The 19,626-nt window shown below is 65.8% G+C and carries 11 protein-coding genes; 9 read left to right on the top strand and 2 right to left on the bottom strand.

The window, feature by feature from the left end; all coding sequences use genetic code 11:
- From JHC99_RS00890 to JHC99_RS00875, 4 genes are all read left to right on the top strand, one after another.
- On the top strand, nt 1-2,418 hold a 2,418-nt coding region (locus JHC99_RS00890; RefSeq protein WP_292151585.1), incomplete at its 5' end, for a TonB-dependent receptor.
- 121 nt (nt 2,419-2,539) lie between these two features.
- Nucleotides 2,540-3,259 carry a SapC family protein gene (locus JHC99_RS00885; RefSeq protein ID WP_292151584.1) on the top strand — a complete coding sequence of 240 codons (720 nt, stop codon included), beginning with the start codon at nt 2,540-2,542 and terminating at the stop codon, nt 3,257-3,259.
- Nucleotides 3,260-3,336: 77 nt separating this feature from the next.
- Complete coding sequence (locus tag JHC99_RS00880; protein WP_292151583.1) at nt 3,337-4,311, top strand: cupin-like domain-containing protein; 975 nt, start codon at nt 3,337-3,339, stop codon at nt 4,309-4,311.
- Nucleotides 4,312-4,322: 11 nt separating this feature from the next.
- Nucleotides 4,323-5,804 carry a tryptophan halogenase family protein gene (locus tag JHC99_RS00875; RefSeq protein WP_292151582.1) on the top strand — a complete coding sequence of 494 codons (1,482 nt, stop codon included), beginning with the start codon at nt 4,323-4,325 and terminating at the stop codon, nt 5,802-5,804.
- Here the strand turns inward: JHC99_RS00875 and JHC99_RS00870 are convergent.
- Complete coding sequence (locus JHC99_RS00870; protein WP_292151581.1) at nt 5,783-7,015, bottom strand: MFS transporter; 1,233 nt, start codon at nt 7,013-7,015, stop codon at nt 5,783-5,785. The genes JHC99_RS00875 and JHC99_RS00870 overlap by 22 nt on opposite strands.
- A 207-nt stretch (nt 7,016-7,222) precedes the next feature.
- Between JHC99_RS00870 and JHC99_RS00865 the strand changes: the two genes are divergently transcribed.
- The 5 genes from JHC99_RS00865 (at nt 7,223) to JHC99_RS00845 (ending at nt 18,234) form a co-directional block, all read left to right on the top strand.
- Nucleotides 7,223-9,838, top strand: coding sequence for a glucokinase (locus JHC99_RS00865; protein WP_292151580.1), 2,616 nt, complete (start codon nt 7,223-7,225; stop codon nt 9,836-9,838).
- A 175-nt stretch (nt 9,839-10,013) separates the two neighbouring features.
- Complete coding sequence (locus tag JHC99_RS00860) at nt 10,014-12,515, top strand: exo 1,3/1,4-beta-D-glucan glucohydrolase (RefSeq protein WP_292151579.1); 2,502 nt, start codon at nt 10,014-10,016, stop codon at nt 12,513-12,515.
- A gap of 225 nt (nt 12,516-12,740) precedes the next feature.
- A complete protein-coding gene (locus tag JHC99_RS00855) occupies nt 12,741-15,428 on the top strand; it encodes a glycoside hydrolase family 3 protein (protein ID WP_292151578.1) in 2,688 nt (895 codons plus the stop codon).
- A gap of 52 nt (nt 15,429-15,480) precedes the next feature.
- A complete protein-coding gene (locus JHC99_RS00850) occupies nt 15,481-17,064 on the top strand; it encodes an alpha-L-arabinofuranosidase C-terminal domain-containing protein (RefSeq protein WP_292151577.1) in 1,584 nt (527 codons plus the stop codon).
- Nucleotides 17,065-17,133: 69 nt separating this feature from the next.
- Nucleotides 17,134-18,234, top strand: coding sequence for a Gfo/Idh/MocA family oxidoreductase (locus JHC99_RS00845; RefSeq protein ID WP_292151576.1), 1,101 nt, complete (start codon nt 17,134-17,136; stop codon nt 18,232-18,234).
- On the opposite strand, the gene JHC99_RS00840 is transcribed toward JHC99_RS00845, so the two are convergent.
- Nucleotides 18,224-19,534, bottom strand: coding sequence for an MFS transporter (locus JHC99_RS00840; protein WP_292151575.1), 1,311 nt, complete (start codon nt 19,532-19,534; stop codon nt 18,224-18,226). The genes JHC99_RS00845 and JHC99_RS00840 overlap by 11 nt on opposite strands.
- Between the last annotated feature and the right edge of the window lie 92 nt (nt 19,535-19,626).

The raw sequence follows: 19,626 nt of genomic DNA, 5'->3' as shown, positions 1-19,626 counted from the left end.
AGCTACCAGAGCCGCGACAGCGCCGCCGCCAGCGCCACGTCCAACGCCTGGAACATCCGCACCCGCGACGTCTTCCTCGATCCGGCCAACGGCTTCGTGAACGCCCAGACGACGGTGACGAACCGTCCGGCCACCAACCAGCTGATCGCGGTTCCGAACGACAGCCGCTACCACTTCTCGGAATCAACCCGCGAACGGATCAACGGCCAGGCCGTGTTCCAGTGGCGTCCGATGGATACCCTGACGCTGACGGCCGACGTTCTGTACGCCCAGAACAGCACGACCGAGGCGCGGTCCGACCAGACCAACTGGTTCAACCGTCCCTTCCGCCAGGTGACGTTCGACACGAACGCCGACGTCGCCACCACTGTGTTCCTGCAAGAGAACATCAGCGGCGTCAAGGACACCGGCTTCGAGCAACAGTATCGCGCGACCAAGGACACCCTGGAGTCGTTCGGCCTGAACGCGAAATGGGACCTGTCGGACAATTTCTCGATCAACATCGACGGTCACATGTCGACGGCCGAGAGCCTGCCCGACGCGCCGAACGGCACCTCTTCGACCCTGATCAGCCTGGGCGCTCCCATTGTTGCCGCGCACTCGGTCGACTACTCTAGCGGCTTCCCGGTCCAGACGATGACCATCAACGATGCGCTGCGCGGCAACAACAACGGTCGCCTCGACATCGGTGACATCGGATCGCAGATCGCCCGAACCAACGCCTCGCAGCAGCGCCAGGAAATCAAGGAACTGCACGCCGTCGGCACCTATGACTTCGGCGGTGGCAGCCGGTTCGACTTCGGTGCCAACTACATCAATTCCGAGATGACGAGCCAGCGCACCCAGACCCAACAGACGTTGGGCGACTGGGGCATTACCAACCCGGGCGACGTCAATCGCTTCGCGGCAGGCCTGCTGGAGGAGTTCTGCATCACCTGCCAGTTCGACAGCTTCAATCCCGGTTCTACCGGCGCGTCGCTGGTGGGCTTCCGCGGGAATGCGGTCGATATCTACAATGCCTTGTCAGCGGTCTATGCCCGCGACGGCAATCCCTTCAACAACACGGCCGATCCCGGCAACGCGAACTCTATTACCGGCCAGGACTTCAATACGGTCGAGGAAGAGACCTTCGCCGTGTTCGGACAGATGTCGTGGGATGGCGAGATCGGCACCATGCCGGCCTCGATGACGGCGGGTATCCGGTACGAATCGACGGATGTCCTTTCGACCTCGCTGGTCGCCGTTCCGACCGAGATCCGCTGGACTGCCGATAACGACTTCACCCGTATCGTGGGGGCCCAGGTCCAGCCGATCAGCGGTGAGGGCAGCTATGACTACTGGCTGCCGGCCCTGGACTTCTCGATCGAGCCCCGCGAAGACGTCAAGCTGCGCGCATCGTTCGGCCGTACCCTGGCCCGTCCTGACTTCGGCAATCTGTTCGCGGCCAGTACGATCAACGCGCCGGGACGTCCGACTGCGATCGGTGGCGTCGCCACCGGCAACTCGGGCAACCCGAACCTGCAGCCGCTGCTGTCGGACAACATCGACTTCTCGGCGGAATGGTATTTCGCCCCATCCAGCTATGTGTCGATCGGCTATTTCGACAAACAGGTCCGCAACTTCATCGGTCAGGGTCAGTTCACCCGCAACCTGTTCGGTCTGCGTGACCCCTCGTCGGGAGCCGTCGGCTCGCGGTCGGGAACGGCGCGCACCCAGCTGACCACCCTGGGCGCGGACATCTCGGACGTTAACCTGTTCACCTACACGGCGCTGCTGATCCGCAACAATGGTAACGTCGCCGCTGCAACGGCTCAGTTCGAGGCCCAGCGCACCGGACCCAACCGGTCGCTGAACCAGGCCTTCGTCGACTCCACCCTGGCCGCCGTCGACATCTCCGCCGACGCCAATGACCCGCTGTTCCAGGTCGCGGTGTCCCAGCCGGTCAACCAGCAGGAAGCCAACATCAACGGCTTCGAGTTCGCCGGTCAGTACTTCCTGGGTGACACCGGCTTCGGCATCGCCGGCTCCTACACGATCGTCAACGGCGACGTGGACATCGATGTCGGTGCCGACCCCAGCATCGATCAGTTCGCCCTGCTGGGCCTGTCGAACAGCGGCAACGTGACGTTGATCTACGACAAGTACGGCTTCTCCGCCCGCGTCGCCTACAACTGGCGCGACAAGTACCTCAGCGAAACCAACCGTGGCGGTGGCGACAGGAACCCGGTGTTCACCGAGCCCTTCGGCACACTGGACATGAACGTCAGCTACGACGTGAATGAGAACATCGCCATCTCGTTCGAAGGCATCAACCTGACCAGCGAGACGGTGAGAACCCACGGCCGTGACGAGACGAATCTCTGGTTCGCCCAAGAGCTGAAACCGCGCTACCTCCTCGGCGCCCGTATGCGCTTCTGACCCAATCGCATACGGTTCTGGGGCCGCCGCTCGTCGGCGGCCCCTCTTTTTTTTGCGCACCCGGTCCGATTGCCATGAGCCGCGGACCGGATCATCTTCCACAGCCGACGAGGGTCCGCCTGTGACGAGTATCGTGCTTCTGAACAACATCGACCATGCGGACCTACGCGTCCGTGGGGGGTATGGGGTTCAGTTCGGAGACGCCGTGAACCAGGCGCGCGTCTTCCCCGCCGAGTTCGAGGCGCTTCAGCGTGAGTATCCGATCCTGTTCCGCCGGGATGCTGCGGGAGCCTATTATTCCGTCGCGCTGCTGGGTCTGGATCGGGACGAGAACCTTTTTCTCAGCGGCGACGAATGGCGCGCGCGCTATGTGCCGGCCGCCCACCGTCGGGGACCTTTCTCGATCGGCTTGCAGGCCGCGACGGACGGACCCGGGCGCGAGGCCAAGATCAATGTCGATCTGGATCATCCGCGTCTGAAGGACGACGCAGGTGACCCTGTTTTCCTGCGTCACGGCGGGGCGGCACCCTGTCTCGACCGGGCCAGCGATGCGCTGTCGGTCGTCTATGACGGGCTGGAGCGCGAGGCGTCGATGTTTGCGGCCTTCGAGGCCGCAGGGCTGATCGAGCCGGTCGCCATCGACATCACGGTCGGGGAGGGCGACCGCTACGACCTCGACGGCGTGCATACCCTCTCACGGGAGCGTCTGGACCGCCTGGACGGGGCAGCGCTGGATGCCCTTCACCGCGCCGGGTGGCTGGTTGCGGCGATCCAGGCAGTATCCTCACTCGGCAACATCGAACACCTGATCGCGCTCAAGACGGCCAAAGGCATCCTGTGAGCGAAGCCGGCGCAAACCTCGGTCGAGTGACGCGGAGGACGCGTGTCGTACCGACTGAGCCTGGCTCCGTCGTCGATATGGACGGACTGCTGGCGGCGCAGCAGCCTGTGATCCTGAGGGGATTGGCAAGTGACTGGCCGCTCGCCCGGGCGGGGCGATCAGGGCCGCACGACGCTGTCGCCTATCTGAAGGGGTTCGACGCGGGCCGACCGGTCGTGGGCTATACCGGAGCGCCGGAGATCGGCGGGCGGTATTTCTATCAGGATGATCTCCAGGCGCTGAATTTTGACGCCCAGCGGGTGCCGCTCGGCGCCTATCTGGATTTCGCCCTGACCCTGATCGGGACCGACCGGCCGCCGTCCGTCTACATCGGGTCGACCGATCTGGACGCCTATCTGCCGGGGCTCGGCGAGGAGAACCGACTGAATTTTGCAGCGTCTGGTGATGACAGGCGCGATCCGCCCGTGGTCAGCATCTGGATGGGCAACCGGACGACGGCGGCGACCCATTTCGACATGTCGAACAACCTGGCCTGCTGCCTGGTCGGACGGCGGCGGTTCACCCTGTTTCCGCCCGACCAGATCGAGAATCTTTACCCCGGTCCGCTGGAGCCCACGCCGGGGGGCCAGGTCGTCAGCCTGGTCGATCCGTCCTCGCCCGATCTGGAGCGGTTCCCGCGCTTTGCCATGGCCGCCGAGGCCGGTGAGGTGGCTGAGCTGGAACCGGGGGATGTGCTCTTCTATCCGGCCCTGTGGTGGCACAATGTCGAGGCGCTGGATGATTTCAACGCCATGATCAACTATTGGTGGAACGCGGCGCCGGCCTTCATGGACACGCCGATGACGACCCTGACGCACGGCCTGCTCAGCCTGCGTGGCCGCCCCGAGGCGGAGAAGGCCGCGTGGAAGTCGCTTTTCGACTTCTATGTCTTCGGTGAGCCCGCCAAGGCGACGGGACACCTGCCTGAGGCCGCGCGCGGCGATCTCGCTCCGCTGGACGAGCGGGCGGCCAGGCGGCTGCGCGCGCGCGTCCTGCAAAAACTCAATCGATAGAAGGGCCGACCATGGACCAGCGAAAGACCCGGGTGGTGATCGCAGGCGGCGGAACGGCAGGCTGGCTGGCCGCCGCCGTCCTGACGCGACAGCTGGGGCAACTCATCGACGTGACCCTGGTCGAGTCCGAGGAGATCGGCACCGTCGGCGTCGGTGAATCGACCATTCCCACGGTGCGGTCCTTTCATGCCCTGATGGGGCTGGACGAGCGCGAGTTCATGCGCACCACGGGTGCCACCTTCAAGCTGGGGATCTCGTTCGAGAACTGGAGCCGTGAGGGCTCGCGCTACATCCACTCGTTCGGCGATGTCGGGAAATCGACCTGGATGGGCGATTTCCAGCATTTCTGGCTCGATGCGCGCCGGCGCGGTCTGGCCGGTGAGCTGGGCGAATACTGTTTCGAGCATCAGGCGGCGGACGCCGACAAGTTCATGACCGGGCCCGAGGGGCGGCTGAACTATGCCTATCACCTGGATGCCGGCCGCTATGCCCGGTTCCTGCGCGCCCGGAGCGAGTCCGTTGGGCTGAAGCGGGTGGAGGGTCGGATATCGCGCGTAGAGCGTGAAGCCGAGGGCGGTCTGATCGAGGCCCTGGTACTGGCCGATGGTCAGCGGATCGAGGGCGATCTGTTCCTGGACTGCACTGGATTTCGCGCACTGCTGATCGGCGACGCTCTGGGCGTGGGGTTCGAGGATTGGGGCGACTGGCTGCCGACCAACCGGGCGCTGGCGGTGCAGACCACCTCGACCGGACCGGCCGTGCCCTATACGCGAGCCATCGCCCACGACGCCGGCTGGCGCTGGCGCATCCCGCTACAGCATCGTGTGGGTAACGGTCTGGTCTATGCGTCGGATCACCTGTCGGACGACGAGGCCCATGCGCGGCTGCTGGGTGCGCTGGATGGCGAGCGGCTGATCGAGCCGGGGCTGATCCGGTTCAGGACAGGGCGGAGAATGCGCGCGTGGGAGGGCAACTGTATCGCGCTGAGCCTCGCCGCCGGGTTCGTGGAGCCACTGGAGTCCACCAGCATCCACCTGATCATGACGGGGCTGACCCGGCTGATGCAGCAGTTCCCGTTCGACGGCATCAGCCCGGCCGTGGTCTCGCGCTTCAACGCCCAGTCCCGCGCCGAACTGGAGGGGATCCGCGACTTCATCATCCTGCACTACCACCTGAACGACCGGCCCGAGCCCTTCTGGCGGCGTCAGCGCGAGATGTCGGTGCCCTCGACCCTGGTCGAACGGATCGCCCTGTTCGAGGAGAGCGCCCAGGCCTATCAGTCGCCGGACGACCTGTTCCGGATCGCATCCTGGATGCAGGTGCTGTTCGGGCAGGAGGTCCGACCGCGCGGCCATCATCGGATGGCTGAACTGATCCCGGACGACCAGTTGACCAAGGCCCTGAGCGACCTGAAGGGCTCGATCGACCGGGCTGTCTCGGCGCTGCCAAAACACCAGGATTTCGTGGAGAGCTATTGCCGCGAAGAGGTCTGATCCACGGCAGCCGCCGGTTCCCGGACCAGCAGCATCAGCAGGCCCGCCAAGGCGGTGATGACGGCGAGAATGAGCATCAGGGGACGGAATCCGCCGGCGGTCACGACGGTGAGGGTCAGCCACGGGCCAAAGATGCTGGGGACGGTGTTGGCCAGATTCAGGAAGCCCAGGTCACGCCCCTTATGGTCTGGAGAAGGCAGAATCCGCATGGCGTAGGTGGTCTGCAGGGCCAGGAAGACGCCGCTCGAACAGGCGAACAGCAGATATCCCAGGGCGGCCGGCTTCCACTGCGGAAACGCGGCCATGACGGCGAGCCCCACGACAGCGACCGCCGCATTTCCGGCCAGCAGAGCCCGTCGCGACCCGGTGCGATCCGACAGCCGACCCAGAAGGATGGCGAGCGGAACGGTCAGGACCGCCGCTATCCCGGGAAGCCAGGCGATGCGTGCGGCCAGATCCCGTGACGCCAATTGGGTGTCGCCGTGATCGACGCTCTGGAAATAGAAAAGGAAGAAGGCGAACAGGATCAGGCTGGCCATCTGCACCAGCCATCGGGATGCGGTGACCGTGACGAGGTTGCGCACCCGCCCGACGGCGCGGCTCGACGGTGCGATGATCTCAGCCTGCTCCGTGATCGGGGCGCGCAGGAACAGGAAGGGCAGGATGGCCAGGGCACCGGCACTGCCCACCAATGCCAGTTGAAGCCCCTCCGTCAGACCGGCCGGGGCGGTGACAACGACGGCGGCCAAGGCTCCGAACGGATAGGCTGCGCCGATCAGCCCACCCAGCAGACCTTTCTGTGCATCAGGCACCTCGTCGGCCGCCAGGGCGACCAAGGGGGCCAGAAGGATGTTCAGGACAAGCTGAAAGGCGATCATCGCCGCCGCCAGTTCGATTGCCGACCGGCTGGCCCATACTGCGGCGAGGGACAGAAGCGTCAACACGAGGCCGGCGCCGACCCATTGGCGACGTCCCTTGCCCAGCCTTGCGCTGCGATCGCTGAGGTGGCCGGCGACTATGTTGCTGACGCTGGCCGCCAGTGCGCCCCCGACGGTGATCAGACCCAGCAGCGCCAGCTTGTTGTCCGGCCTGATGAGCTCTGCCTTCAGCGGCAACAAAAGCGTCAGCAGGGGGACATACAGGACGGCTCCGCCGCCATAGGCGAGCGCATACAGGGCAAGATATCCGGGCGAGCGTCTGGATGACGTCATCAAGGGGCCGTTCCTGAGGCATTGGCGAAGAGGCCGCCGGATTCTTGCCGAGCACAGATTGATCGTGGTGCGGGCTTTCGGCCAGCGGGAGGCAAGGTCCGCCCTGGAGACGCCGGGGTCAACCGTGCTCGCCCTAGGCTTGTGATTACTCAGACATTTTTAACCGGAGTGGGTGCTTATGGTTAAAAAGGGATACGGGCGGAATCCATGGCACTGGGAATTGTCGGCGACGTCACGCCATCGCTATGCCGGTTTGCGTTTCTCGATGGCTTCGAGGGCGGCCGGCCGCTGTTCTCAGGCTATGACGAGCGGCCCGTCACGGGATTTGCGACCCCGGTGGACGCTCTGGACAGCTTCCTGTCCGCCTCGGGCCGATCTCGACCCGACCGGTTGAGCCTGGCCGTCGCCGCGCCGGTCGGGTCCGACACCGTGACGATCACCCAGTCCGGCTGGCGGTTCTCGGGGCGCGATTTCGAGACCGTCCTGGGCTTCAACGGCGTACGCCTGATCAACGATTCGGCGGCGGTGGCTCGCAGCGTCACGCGGCTGGATCGCAGCGACACCCTGTCGATCGGCCGTTTCGCCCCGCCCGTCCAGGGCTTGGAGGTGGGCCGGTACGCGATCGTCAGTCCGGATTTCGGCCTGGGCGTCTCCGCCATCGACATCGACGGTTCAGGCTCGCGCGTGATCGATACCGAGGGCGGCCACCTGGCCTTCGCACCCTCGAATGAGCTTGAGATCGAACTGCTGCGGCGACTCACGGCGGTGCATGGGCGGGTTTCCTATGAGCGGCTGATTTCCTGGCCAGGTCTGGCCGCGCTGCATTCCGCGATGGTCGAGATCGAGGGTGGGGTGTGCGAGCCGCTGACGCCGCTTGAGGTGCTGCTGCATGCCCGGACGGGATCCGATGCTGCCAGCGCGCGATCGGTGGGCCAGTTCCTGGGCATCCTGGGTGATTTCGCGGGGCAGGCTGCGCTTTCGCTCGGGGTCACCCAGGGCGTTTTCCTGACAGGGCGCTTCGTCGTGGAAGCCCAGGCCATGTTCGAGGCCAGCCCCTTTCGGTCCCGGTTTGACGCCAAGGGGCGGCTGAGCCCGGTCGCCACCGGCCTGTCGACCTGGGCCCTCATCAATCCGGCCTGCGCCCTGATCGGGGCTGCCGAACTGCTGGCTGCCCCCTCACGCCGGCTTCGTGACGCGAACCGAGGCTCGACGGACCCGTCCGCCACCACGACCGGCCTCACCGCAGACATGGCCCAGGCCGCGCTGATCGGAGCGGACGTCGGTCTGATGATCCTGGACGAGTCCTTGCGTCTTGTCGCCATGAACGACCGGCTGTGGTCAGGTCTGGGTCTGCCGTCGGCGATGCGATCGCCCGGCCTTCCGGTGTCAAAGATTCTGCATCGCCTGCAATCGGGGGGATGCTGGTCCAAATCGGTCAGGAAGGGCTTCCAGACAGCGATGGCTGCGGGCGAGCCGGCGGGCGCCGAGTGGCGGACGACCGGAGGCCGGGTCTTGCACCCGGTCGCCACCCGGATCACGGGCGGCTGGGTCGTGACCGCACATGACGTCTCCATCGCGGCCAGACGCGCGCTGGAACTGGAGGTCATCGCCGACCGGCTGCGCTCGGCCAAGATCGAGGCCGAGGCGGCCAACAGCGCAAAATCCGCCTTCCTGGCCATGATGAGCCACGAAATCCGCACGCCGCTGAACGGCGTGCTCGGCATGGTCCAGGCCATGGAGGTCGATCCATTGTCGGCCGTCCAACGCGAACGTCTCGATGTCGTCCGTCAGTCCGGGGAAGCCTTGCTGGCGATCCTCAACGACATCCTCGACCTGGCCAAGATCGAGGCCGGGAAACTGGTCCTGGAGGAGATTGATTTTGACCTGGAGGAGCTGCTCCGCGGGGCACACGCGGCATTCACGGCTCTGGCGAACAAGAAGGGACTGTCGTTCGGTCTGGTCACCGAGGCGCGGGCGCGTGGTGTCTGGCGCGGCGACCCGACGCGGGTCCGTCAGATCGTCTACAACCTGATCTCCAACGCGCTCAAATTCACCGAGGCCGGCGAGGTGCGGGTCAGGGCGGATACGGAGGGCGACGTCCTTCTTCTGACGGTATCGGACACCGGCATCGGCATGAGCGAAGAGGCCGTGGCCTCATTGTTCGAGAAATTCACCCAGGCCGACGCGTCGACAACGCGACGGTTCGGCGGCACCGGCCTGGGTCTGTCGATCTGCGGGGACCTGGCGACCCTCATGGGCGGTTCGGTCAGGGTCGAGACCCGGCTGAGGGAGGGGACCGCCTTCATCGTCGTTCTTCCTCTTGAACGGGGTTGCGAACTTTCACGTGTCGAAGCGGAAGCGCCTGCATCAAGGGCAGAAAGCGGACGACCCGAGGCTACGCTCAAGGTCCTCGCCGCCGAGGACAACACGGTCAACCAGCTCGTCCTGAAGACGCTGCTGCATCAGCTGGGGGTCGATCTGACGGTCGTCGACGATGGCCGCGCGGCGGTCGAGGCCTGGAGCGGTCAGCCGTGGGACATCATCCTGATGGACGTGCAGATGCCCGTCATGGATGGCCCGACCGCCGCACGCACCATCCGCGAAATGGAGGCTGTGGCAGGGCGGGCCCGAACACCGATCATCGCCCTTACCGCCAATGTCATGAGCCACCAGACCGAATCGTATCGGGCCGCAGGAATTGACGGATGTGTGGCCAAGCCGTTGCAGATCGCGGTTCTGGTCGAAGCGATCCATTCCGCGCTGACCACGAATGCGGAACAGGGCGAGGAAAACACCGCCGTTGCGAGGCATCAGGCCGCCTGATCTGACAACGCTGTCAATTTTGATGCAGCGATCTTTTTTTGATGATAGCGCTGTCTCGATTGGTTCGGATCCGCAGGTCCGGACGTGTTGAACAAGTGGCACCGTGTCGGATGAAATCCGGCCAAGGAGCCCGTGACAAGGGACGAAGCCAATGCGGGCATTCACGACTCTCCTCATGCTGACCTCGGCGCTGTGTGGCCCGGGTGTGGTGCTGGCTCAGACGACGGCGGCGCCGACCGTTCCGGCCGCATCGGCGGCCCACCCCGACCTCTGGCCCAAGGCCTCCTCACCCGACGCGATGAGTGATCCGGCGACGGAAGCGTTCGTCGCCGACCTGCTGAAGCTTATGACGATCGAGGAGAAGGTCGGCCAGATCATCCAGGCGGACATCGCCTCGATCACGCCGGCGGACCTGGCCACCTACCCGCTGGGATCGATCCTGGCCGGCGGCAACTCTGCGCCCGGCGGCAATGACCGCGCCAGCGCCCAGGCCTGGGTCGATCTGGCCCGGGCCTTCCGGGCGGCGGCTGCGGCCCGGCCCGGCGCGCGCATTCCCCTGATCTATGGGATCGATGCCGTCCACGGGCACAACAATGTCGTCGGCGCGACGATCTTCCCGCACAATATCGGCCTCGGGGCCGCGCGCGATCCTGAACTGATCCGTCGCATCGGTGAGGCGACGGCGCTGGAAGTGGCCGCCACCGGTGCGGACTGGACCTTCGGTCCGACCCTGGCCGTGCCTCGCGACGACCGCTGGGGCCGGACCTACGAAGGCTATGGCGAGAACCCCGAAATCCAGCGTGCCTATGCAGGTCCCATGACCCTGGGCCTGCAGGGCGAGCTTTCCGCGGACCATCCGCTGGAGCCCGGGCATATCGCGGGTTCCGCCAAACACTATCTGGCCGACGGCGGCACTCAGGACGGCACGGATCAGGGCGATTACCAGGGTTCCGAACAGGGTCTGATCGACATCCATCTGGGTGGCTATCCGGCGGCGATCGACGCGGGCGTCCTGTCGGTCATGGCCAGTTTCTCGAGCTGGAACGGCGTCAAACATTCCGGCAATCCGACCATCCTGCGCGACGTCCTGCATGGGCCGCTCGGGTTCGACGGGTTCGTGGTGTCCGACTGGAACGCCCACGGCCAGCTGCCCGGCTGCACCAACGAGAGCTGCGCGCTTGCGGTCAACGCCGGGATCGACATGTTGATGGCCCCCGACAGCTGGAAGCCGCTCTACGCCAGCACCCTGGCCCAGGCGCGTTCGGGCGAGATCTCGGCACAGCGCCTGGATGAGGCCGTGACGCGCATCCTGAGAGCCAAGGTCAAGACAGGTCTGTTCCGCGAGGCGCGACCCGTAGAAGGTCGGCTCGAGGTTCTCGGATCGCCGGAGCACCGCGCGTTGGCGCGGCAGGCCGTTCGTCAGTCCCTGGTCCTGCTCAAGAACGAAGGCTCGGTCCTGCCGATCCGCGCCGGTGCCCGGGTTCTGGTCGCGGGATCCGCCGACGACATCGGTCAGGCAGCAGGCGGCTGGACCCTGACCTGGCAGGGGACCGGCAACAGCAAGGCCGATTTCCCCAATGGTGAGTCGATCTGGGACGGGATCAAGGCGGCGGTCACCGAGGCCGGCGGCTCGGCTCAGCTGAGCGTCGACGGCGCGTTCGCCGAGAAGCCCGATGTGGCCATCGTGGTGTTCGGCGAGACCCCGTATGCGGAGTTCCAGGGGGACGTTCCCGACCTCGATTTCCGGCCCGAAGGACCGCTGGAGACCCTGCGCCGGTTGAAGGCGGCGGGTATTCCGACGGTGTCGGTCTTCCTGTCCGGCCGCCCGTTGTGGACAAACCCCGAGATCAACCAGTCGGACGCCTTCGTCGCGGCCTGGTTACCCGGCAGTGAAGGCGGAGGCCTGGCCGACGTCCTGATCGGTGATGCCCAGGGCAAGGCGCGGCATGATTTCACCGGGGCCCTATCGTTCTCCTGGCCGCGCCGGGCGACGGGCGCGCCGCTGAACGTCGGTGATTCGAACTACGACCCGCAGTTCGCTTATGGCTATGGCCTGACCTATGCCGCCGCCCGGTCGGTGCCGCAGCTGTCCGAAGTCTCGGGCGTGACCGCCAGCGCCTCGAGCGTGGATCGGTATCTGGTCGATGGGAAGCTAGTCGCGCCGTGGACCCTGGTTCTCGGCGATGCCGGAGGCGAGGCCCAGTTGGCCGTCAGCGCCGATGGCGAGAGCCCGCAGAAGCATGTCACCACGGGCGCAGTCGATGACCTGGCCCAGGAAAGCGCACGACAGTTCGTGTTCGACGGATCGGGCCCCGCATCCGTTTCCATCAAGGGGCCGGCCGTCGATCTGACACGCCAGACCAACGGCGAGATGGCACTGTCCTTCCGGTACCGGGTCGATGCTCGACCGGCCGGGCCTGTGAGCCTCGCCATTGGTGGGGGCGCGGTCGATCTGACCCCGACCCTGGCCGCTGCACCCCTGGGTGAATGGCGGACGATCAAGGTGGAACTGTCGTGCCTGCGGGCTGCTGGAGCCAGGGTGGCCGCCGTCGATGCGCCCTTCGCCTTGCGAGCATCGAGCGCGGTGACCCTCTCGATCTCCGAGGTCCAGCTCGCAGCGAACGAGAACGATACCGTCTGTCCTGCGGCCGTCGGCGCGCCGACGGGCACGCCGTAGTTCCATCATGGCTTTCTGGGTTCGGCGTGGCCTTGCGGGTCACGCCGAACTGCGCGCTCCCGCGGGGCGAGGTCGTCACCTTTGAAGGCCCTGAACGGCCTCCCGAACGCCGCGCGAAATCAAATCTGCGCAACAATTGACGTGCATAAGTCTGACAATTGAATCTATAAAAGTTCGTCCACTGGCGGGGAGGCGATCGTGAGATTTTGTCGAGATCGTCGTGCGATGAAAGGCGGGTTCACGTCTGCGTCGGTCGCCCGCGAACGGGCGCGTGCCGGGTTCAACCGTTATGGATCCGTCATTGCGTGGATGACCCTGATCGGCGCATTTGTCCTGGCACCGGACGCGCACGCCCAACTGCCCGGAGCCACTGTTCCGTCCTATCAGGATAGCGCCAGGCCGGCCGCCGAGCGCGCCGCCGATCTGGTGTCCCGCATGAGTCTGGAAGAGAAGGCGTCACAACTTCTGAACGACGCCCCGGCCATTCCCCGCCTTCAGGTGCGTGAGTACAACTGGTGGAATGAGGGGCTGCACGGGGTGGCGGCGGCGGGATATGCCACCGTGTTCCCTCAAGCGATCGGCCTGGCGGCGACGTTCGACACCGCCAGGATCCACGCCGTCGCTGACCTGATCGGCGTCGAGTTCCGCGCCAAGCACCTGGCCGAGCGCCATCGTTTCGGCGGGTCCGACTGGTTCGCCGGGCTGACGGTCTGGTCGCCCAACGTCAACATCTTTCGTGATCCCCGCTGGGGCCGGGGTCAGGAGACATACGGCGAGGACCCCTATCTGACCGCACGGCTGGGGGTTGCCTTCGTTCGCGGCCTGCAAGGCGAAGACGCTGCGTATTACCGGACCATCGCGACGCCGAAACATTTCGCCGTCCATTCCGGGCCGGAGGCCAGTCGCCACCGGGACGATATCCTCCCGAGCGCCCGCGATCTCGCTGACACCTATCTTCCGGCGTTCCGGGCCACCGTGATCGAAGGCCATGCCGGGTCGATCATGTGCGCCTATAACGCGGTGGACGGTGCGCCGGCCTGTGCCAGCCGGTCCCTGCTGACCGACTGGCTGCGGCGCGACTGGAAGTTCGACGGCTATGTCGTTTCCGACTGCGAGGCGATCGCCGACATCTATCGGCCCGACCATCACGGGTATTCAGCCACGCCGGAAGCGGGCGTGGCCGCCGCCTTCGATGCTGGCATGGACCTGATCTGCGGTGGTCCTGTGGAAGGCGAACATATCGTTCGGTCCGTCAGGGAGGGGCTGCTGTCGGAGGCGACGCTCGACCGGTCGCTGGTGCGCCTGTTCACGGCGAGGGTCAGGCTGGGACAGTTCGACGACGCTGCCCGTGTCTTCCCTTCGATTACGGCCGCCGACTTTGACACGGATGCGGGGCGGGCGCTGTCTCTTGCGACGGCCGAGGCGGCCATGGTCCTGCTCAAGAACGACGGGTTGCTGCCGCTGAATGAAAACGTCCGCCGGATCGCCGTGATCGGCCCCAATGCCGACAGCCAGGCGGCCCTGGTCGGCAACTACAACGGGGAGCCGTCACAGCCGGTGACCATACTGGACGGCATTCGTCGTCGATTTCCCGACGCGGAGATCACCTTTGCCGAGGGAACGGGCCTGATCGATCCTGCGCTGGTGCCCGTGCCGAACGCCGTCCTGTGCGCCGATGCGGAGTGCCGGACCAGCGGCCTGACGCTCGAACGTTTTGCGGATCGCACCTACGCCACCGCTCCGATCGGGACCACGCCGGTCGGAGAGCCCCGCTATCGGTGGTCGGGAGAATTGCAGAGCGGTGCCGTTCGTTTCACCGGCTTCCTGAAGGCGTCCGAGGATGGCGAACACGTCTTCCGGTATGACGCCAACGGGGGGTACCGGATCTTCATCGACGACAAGCCCGTCGTCGATGCCTGGGGGGTCGATTGGCGGCCATCGATCGCCGCGGGCAAGGTTCAGCTGTCGCGCGGCCAGACCTATCGTATCCAGGTCGAGGCATTCCAGCGTGCCACCGAGGGCAATGAGGGACTGTTGTGGAGCCTGCCCTCGGATCCCGGAGCCGCGGCGGCGACGCAGGCCGCCCGAAACGCGGACGTCGTCATCTTCGTTGCGGGACTGACCTCGCAGCTTGAAGGCGAGGAAATGGGGATCGAGGTTCCCGGCTTCGCCGGCGGCGACCGGACCAGCCTGGACCTGCCTGCGGTCCAGCAGGCGGTGCTGGAAAAGGTCCATTCGACGGGCACGCCGGTCGTGCTGGTTCTGATCAACGGCAGCGCCCTCAGCGTCAACTGGGCCGACGCCCATGTGCCCGCGATCCTGGAAGCCTGGTATCCGGGCGGTCAGGGCGGCGATGCCGTCGCCCGCATCATCGCCGGTGACGTCAATCCGGCAGGGCGTCTTCCGGTGACCTTCTACAGGTCGGCTGACGATCTGCCGCCCTTCACCGACTACGACATGAAGGATCGGACCTATCGCTATTTCGACGGGCCGGTACTGTACCCCTTCGGGCACGGCCTGTCCTACACCCGGTTCGCCTACAGCGAACCGAAGGTCGCAGCGCGACGGGTGAGTGCCGATGATTCGGTGGAAGCCAGCGTCATGGTTGCCAATGCCGGGGATCGCGCCGGCGACGAGGTCGTCCAGCTTTACCTCAGCCGACCGGATGTCGCGGGCGCACCGAAGCATTCGCTGGTTGGCTTTCAACGCATCCACCTGGCCGCCGGCGAACAGCGTCGGGTCTCTTTCACCATCGACAATCGAAGCCTGTCCACCGTGGACGCGTCAGGTGTCCGACGTGTCGACGCCGGTACCGCTAGCCTGTGGTTAGGCGGCGGCCAACCGGGCCTGCCCCATGTGCCGGGCCAGGCCGCAAGCGTCGTCATCACCGGATCCGCGACCCTGCCGAACTGACCCGGCGCGCGGGTGTCATTTTCAGAGAGCTCAGACAATGATCGGGATTTCCATGAGCCTACGTCCTCTTGCGGCGACGACCCTTGCGATCGCCCTGGTCGCCTCGGCTGCGCAGGCCCAGGATGCCGCCCCCTCTCCCGTCGCCATCACGGTCGATCTCGATACGCCGGGGCCGACCATCAATCGCAACATCTTCGGACAGTTCGCAGAGCATCTGGGCACCGGGATCTACGGCGGGGTCTGGGTCGGCGCGGACTCTCCCATTCCCAATGTCCGGGGCATTCGCACGGACGTCGTGCAGGCGTTGCGGGCGATCAAGGCTCCCAACATCCGCTGGCCGGGAGGGTGTTTCGCCGACGAGTATCACTGGCGCGACGGCATCGGCCCCGCGGAGAACCGGGTCGCACGACTGAACGCCAGCTGGGGCAATGTCATCGAGCCCAACAGCTTCGGCACCCATGAGTTCATGGACTTCGCCGACCAGGTCGGGGCCGAGGTCTTCCTGTCGGTGAACGTCGGATCCGGCACGGTTCAGGAGGCCGCCGACTGGCTCGAATACCTGACCGCCGACCAGCCGACGACCCTGGCCCAGGAGCGGGCGGCGAACGGCCATCCCGAGCCCTACAAGATCAAATACCTCGGCCTGGGGAACGAAAACTGGGGCTGCGGCGGCGCGATGTCGGCGGATCACTATGTCGAGGAGATGAAGCAGTACGCCCACTATTCGCGCAATCTGAACCCCGCCCAGACCGGGCCCGACGCCATGCAGCGCGTCGCCGTGGGCTGGGACAGCGGCAACGAGGATTACACCGAAACGGTCATGCAGGCCTGGAAGGACAAGGTCTGGAGCTGGGACATCGAAGGTGTCTCGCTGCATGGCTACACCATCCCCAACAGCTGGGAGGCCAAGGGGCCGAGCGTCGGCTTCGGCGAGGACGAATACGCCAAGGCGATCAAGGCGACGCTGAAGATGGAAGGCTGGGTCACGGCCCAGACGGCGATCATGGATCGCTATGATCCCGACAAGAAGGTCGCCCTTTATGTCGATGAATGGGGCCTGTGGGCCGACCCGACCCCGGGCAGCAACCCCGGCTTCCTGCAGCAGCAGAACACCATGCGAGACGCCGTCATCGCAGCGTTGAACCTCAACATCTTCATGCGCCATGCCGATCGCGTGCAGGTCGCCAACATCGCCCAGATGGTCAACGTCTTGCAGGCCATGATCCTGACCGACGGGCCGCGGATGGTCCTGACGCCGACCTATCATGTCTATGATCTGTACGTGCCGTTCCAGGACGCGACCCTGGTTCCCGTCAGTCTGGACGAGGGCATCTATGCGTTTGGCGACATCCAGTTGCCGCGAACAGACGCCGTCGCGGCGCGCGACAAGGACGGCGCGGTGTGGCTGTCGCTGGTCAATGTCGATCCGAACAAGCCACTGACCCTGACCCTCAGATTGCCAGGCGCGACGGCGGGGGCCGAGGGGCGCCTGCTGACCGCGCCGGCCGTAGACAGCCACAACAGCTTCGACACCCCTGACGCCGTCAGGCCGGTGGCCTTCGCCGGTCGTGTCACGGGTGGCCAGCTGGTGTTCGACTTGCCGCCGCGTTCCGTCGCCGTCGTCAAGGTCCGTTGAGGCGCATGCGGTGGGGGCCGCTCGGCTTGCGCTGCTGGACTATCAGTTCCGACCCATGGAGATGAGACGATGACCCTGACATCCAGTCGCCGCGACCTGTTGAAACTCGGCGCGCTCGCAACGGGTCTGGGGGCGACGCCAGCGCTCGCGTCGCCGCAAACCGAGCGCAAGCTGGGCTATGCGATCATGGGCCTGGGGATGTACGCCGACATCATCCTGCCGCGCTTCGCCGAGTGCCGACATTCGCGCGTGACGGCCCTGGTCAGCGGATCACCGGAGAAGGCGCGGCGCTATGCGGCCCAGTACGGAGTGCCGGAGAGCGGCCTCTATACCTACGACACCTTCGACACGATCCGGGACAATCCCGACGTCGACATCGTCTACGTCATCCTGCCCAACGGGATGCACCACGAGTGGACCCTGCGCGCGGCGGCGGCCAGGAAGCATGTCATGTGCGAGAAGCCCATGGCCAATACCGCGGCGGAGGCCGAGGCCATGATCGCGGCCTGTCGCGCCGCCGATCGCAAGCTGATGATCGGCTATCGCAGTCATTTCGAGCCGAACAATCGCGAGGCCATCCGGATGGCACGTGCCGGCGAACTGGGCAAGCTCAGCGTAATCTCCGCCGAGACCGGCTTCAACATCGGCGATCCCAAACAGTGGCGGCTGAACCGGGCCCTGGCTGGCGGCGGGTCGATGATGGATATCGGCATCTACAGCCTCCAGGCCGCCCGTTATCTGACCGGCGAGGAACCGATCGCGGTCACGGCGATCGAATCGACCGACCGATCCGACATCCGGTTCAAGGAGGTCGAGGACACGATCAACTTCCTGCTGAAATTCCCCTCGGGCGTCGTCGCCAACTGCGTGTCGTCCTATGGCTCAAACCATAATCGCTACCGGGTCGTCGGCAAGGACGGCTGGCTCGATGCGGAGCCGGCCACGGCCTACAACGGCAACCGCCTTCGGCTGCGCAAAGGGGGACAGACGGTCGATCATCCGGCCCCGACGCTGGCGAACAACCAGTTCTCGGGCATGCTGGACCACCTGTCGCAGTGCGTGATGACCGATGCCGAGCCGATCGTCTCAGGCGAAGAAGGCCTGCGCGACATGCGGATCATCGAGGCGATCTACACCTCGGCGCGCGAGGGGCGGACCGTTACGCTCTGACGTCTCGAACCGGCGCGCGGGCGAGTTGGGGCAGGACGACGAAGACCAGCCCCGCCGCCACCGTCAGACAGGCCGCCGGAAACAGCATCGGCAGGATGTCACTGCCGGTCGCCTGTTTGATCGCAGGGACGACGGTCTGGGCGACGAAGCCGCCCAGGTTGCCGATCGAGTTGATCGCCGCGATCCCCGCCGCCGCCCCCGCGCCCCGCAGGAAGGTCGGCGGCAGACTCCAGAACACCGGCTGGGCCGCGAAGATGGCCGGGGCGGCGATGCAGAGCAGGGCGAACTTGGCGACGGCTCCGGGCACGACGACGCTCAGCACCAGACAGGCTGCCCCGACCAGCGCCGGTCCGGCGATATGCCAGGCGTTGTGACCGACGCGGGCGGCATGACGGGGCAGCAGCCACAGGGCAAATCCGACCAGGATCCAGGGAATGACGTTCAGCATGCCGTTCACGGTGTTCGACACCCCGAACCCCTTCACCACCGTCGGTAGCCAGTAGCTGAGACCATAGGCCGCCAGCGGGAAGCCGACGTACATGACGGCCAGCAGCAACACACGCCGGTCCAGCATGGCTCGCCACGGCGAGGCATGGCCGGTCTCCGGGGCCGCGTCGTCCTCGGCCTTGAGCACGCCGGCGATCCAGGACTTCTGGTCCGGCTCAAGCCACTTCGCGGTCTGCGGGCCGTTCGGCAGGCGAAACAGAACATAGGGCGCCAGCGCGACCGCCGGGATGCCGGTGGCGATGAAGACCCATTGCCAGCCGGACAGTCCCCACAGACCGTCGAGATCCAGCAGGGCCCCGCCGATCAGGGCCCCGACCGCGTTGGCGACGGCGCTCGCGATCATGAAGGCACCGATCATCCGGCCGCGATGCGACTGTGGATACCAGAGTGTCAGCACATAGAGGACGCCGGGAAAGAAGCCGGCCTCCGCCGCGCCCAGCAGGAAGCGCAGGATGTAGAACATGGCCGGGCTGTCGGTGAAGCCGAGCGCGATGGTGATCAGGCCCCAGGTCGCCATGATGCGGGTGAACCAGACGCGAGCCCCGACCTTTGCCAGGATCAGGTTGGCGGCGGCCTCGAACAGGAAATAGCCGATGAAGAACAGGGCGGCGCCCAGCCCATAGACCGCCTCGCTCATGCCCAGGGCGTCGGCCATCTGCAGCTTGGCAAAGGAGACGTTCTGCCGGTCGATGTAGGCGATCAGATACATCAGGCAGAACAGCGGCATCAGACGGCCGGTGATCCGCCGGAGCGTCGCCTTGCCGAGGGCGTCGGCGTGGGGGTTTGACGTCATTCCTCTGTCCTCCGCGCGCCCTGGTGGCCCGGGTGCGTCTTCTGGTTCAATCGCCGCTTTGCCATCGGCCAGCCTTTGGTTTAGGGCTGAAC

Source organism: Brevundimonas sp., assembly GCF_016463485.1.
Classification (GTDB): domain Bacteria; phylum Pseudomonadota; class Alphaproteobacteria; order Caulobacterales; family Caulobacteraceae; genus Brevundimonas.
This window is presented reverse-complemented; position numbering and strand designations above follow the sequence as displayed.

Excerpts from the sequence above, each read along its gene's own strand:
- JHC99_RS00880 (WP_292151583.1), top strand. The coding sequence starts at position 3,337 with ATGGACGGACTGCTGGCGGCGCAGCAGCCTGTGATCCTGAGGGGATTG.
- JHC99_RS00875 (WP_292151582.1), top strand. The coding sequence starts at position 4,323 with ATGGACCAGCGAAAGACCCGGGTGGTGATCGCAGGCGGCGGAACGGCA.
- JHC99_RS00870 (WP_292151581.1), bottom strand. The coding sequence starts at position 7,015 with ATGACGTCATCCAGACGCTCGCCCGGATATCTTGCCCTGTATGCGCTC.
- JHC99_RS00865 (WP_292151580.1), top strand. The coding sequence starts at position 7,223 with ATGGCACTGGGAATTGTCGGCGACGTCACGCCATCGCTATGCCGGTTT.
- JHC99_RS00860 (WP_292151579.1), top strand. The coding sequence starts at position 10,014 with ATGCTGACCTCGGCGCTGTGTGGCCCGGGTGTGGTGCTGGCTCAGACG.
- JHC99_RS00855 (WP_292151578.1), top strand. The coding sequence starts at position 12,741 with ATGAAAGGCGGGTTCACGTCTGCGTCGGTCGCCCGCGAACGGGCGCGT.
- JHC99_RS00850 (WP_292151577.1), top strand. The coding sequence starts at position 15,481 with ATGAGCCTACGTCCTCTTGCGGCGACGACCCTTGCGATCGCCCTGGTC.
- JHC99_RS00845 (WP_292151576.1), top strand. The coding sequence starts at position 17,134 with ATGACCCTGACATCCAGTCGCCGCGACCTGTTGAAACTCGGCGCGCTC.
- JHC99_RS00840 (WP_292151575.1), bottom strand. The coding sequence starts at position 19,534 with ATGACGTCAAACCCCCACGCCGACGCCCTCGGCAAGGCGACGCTCCGG.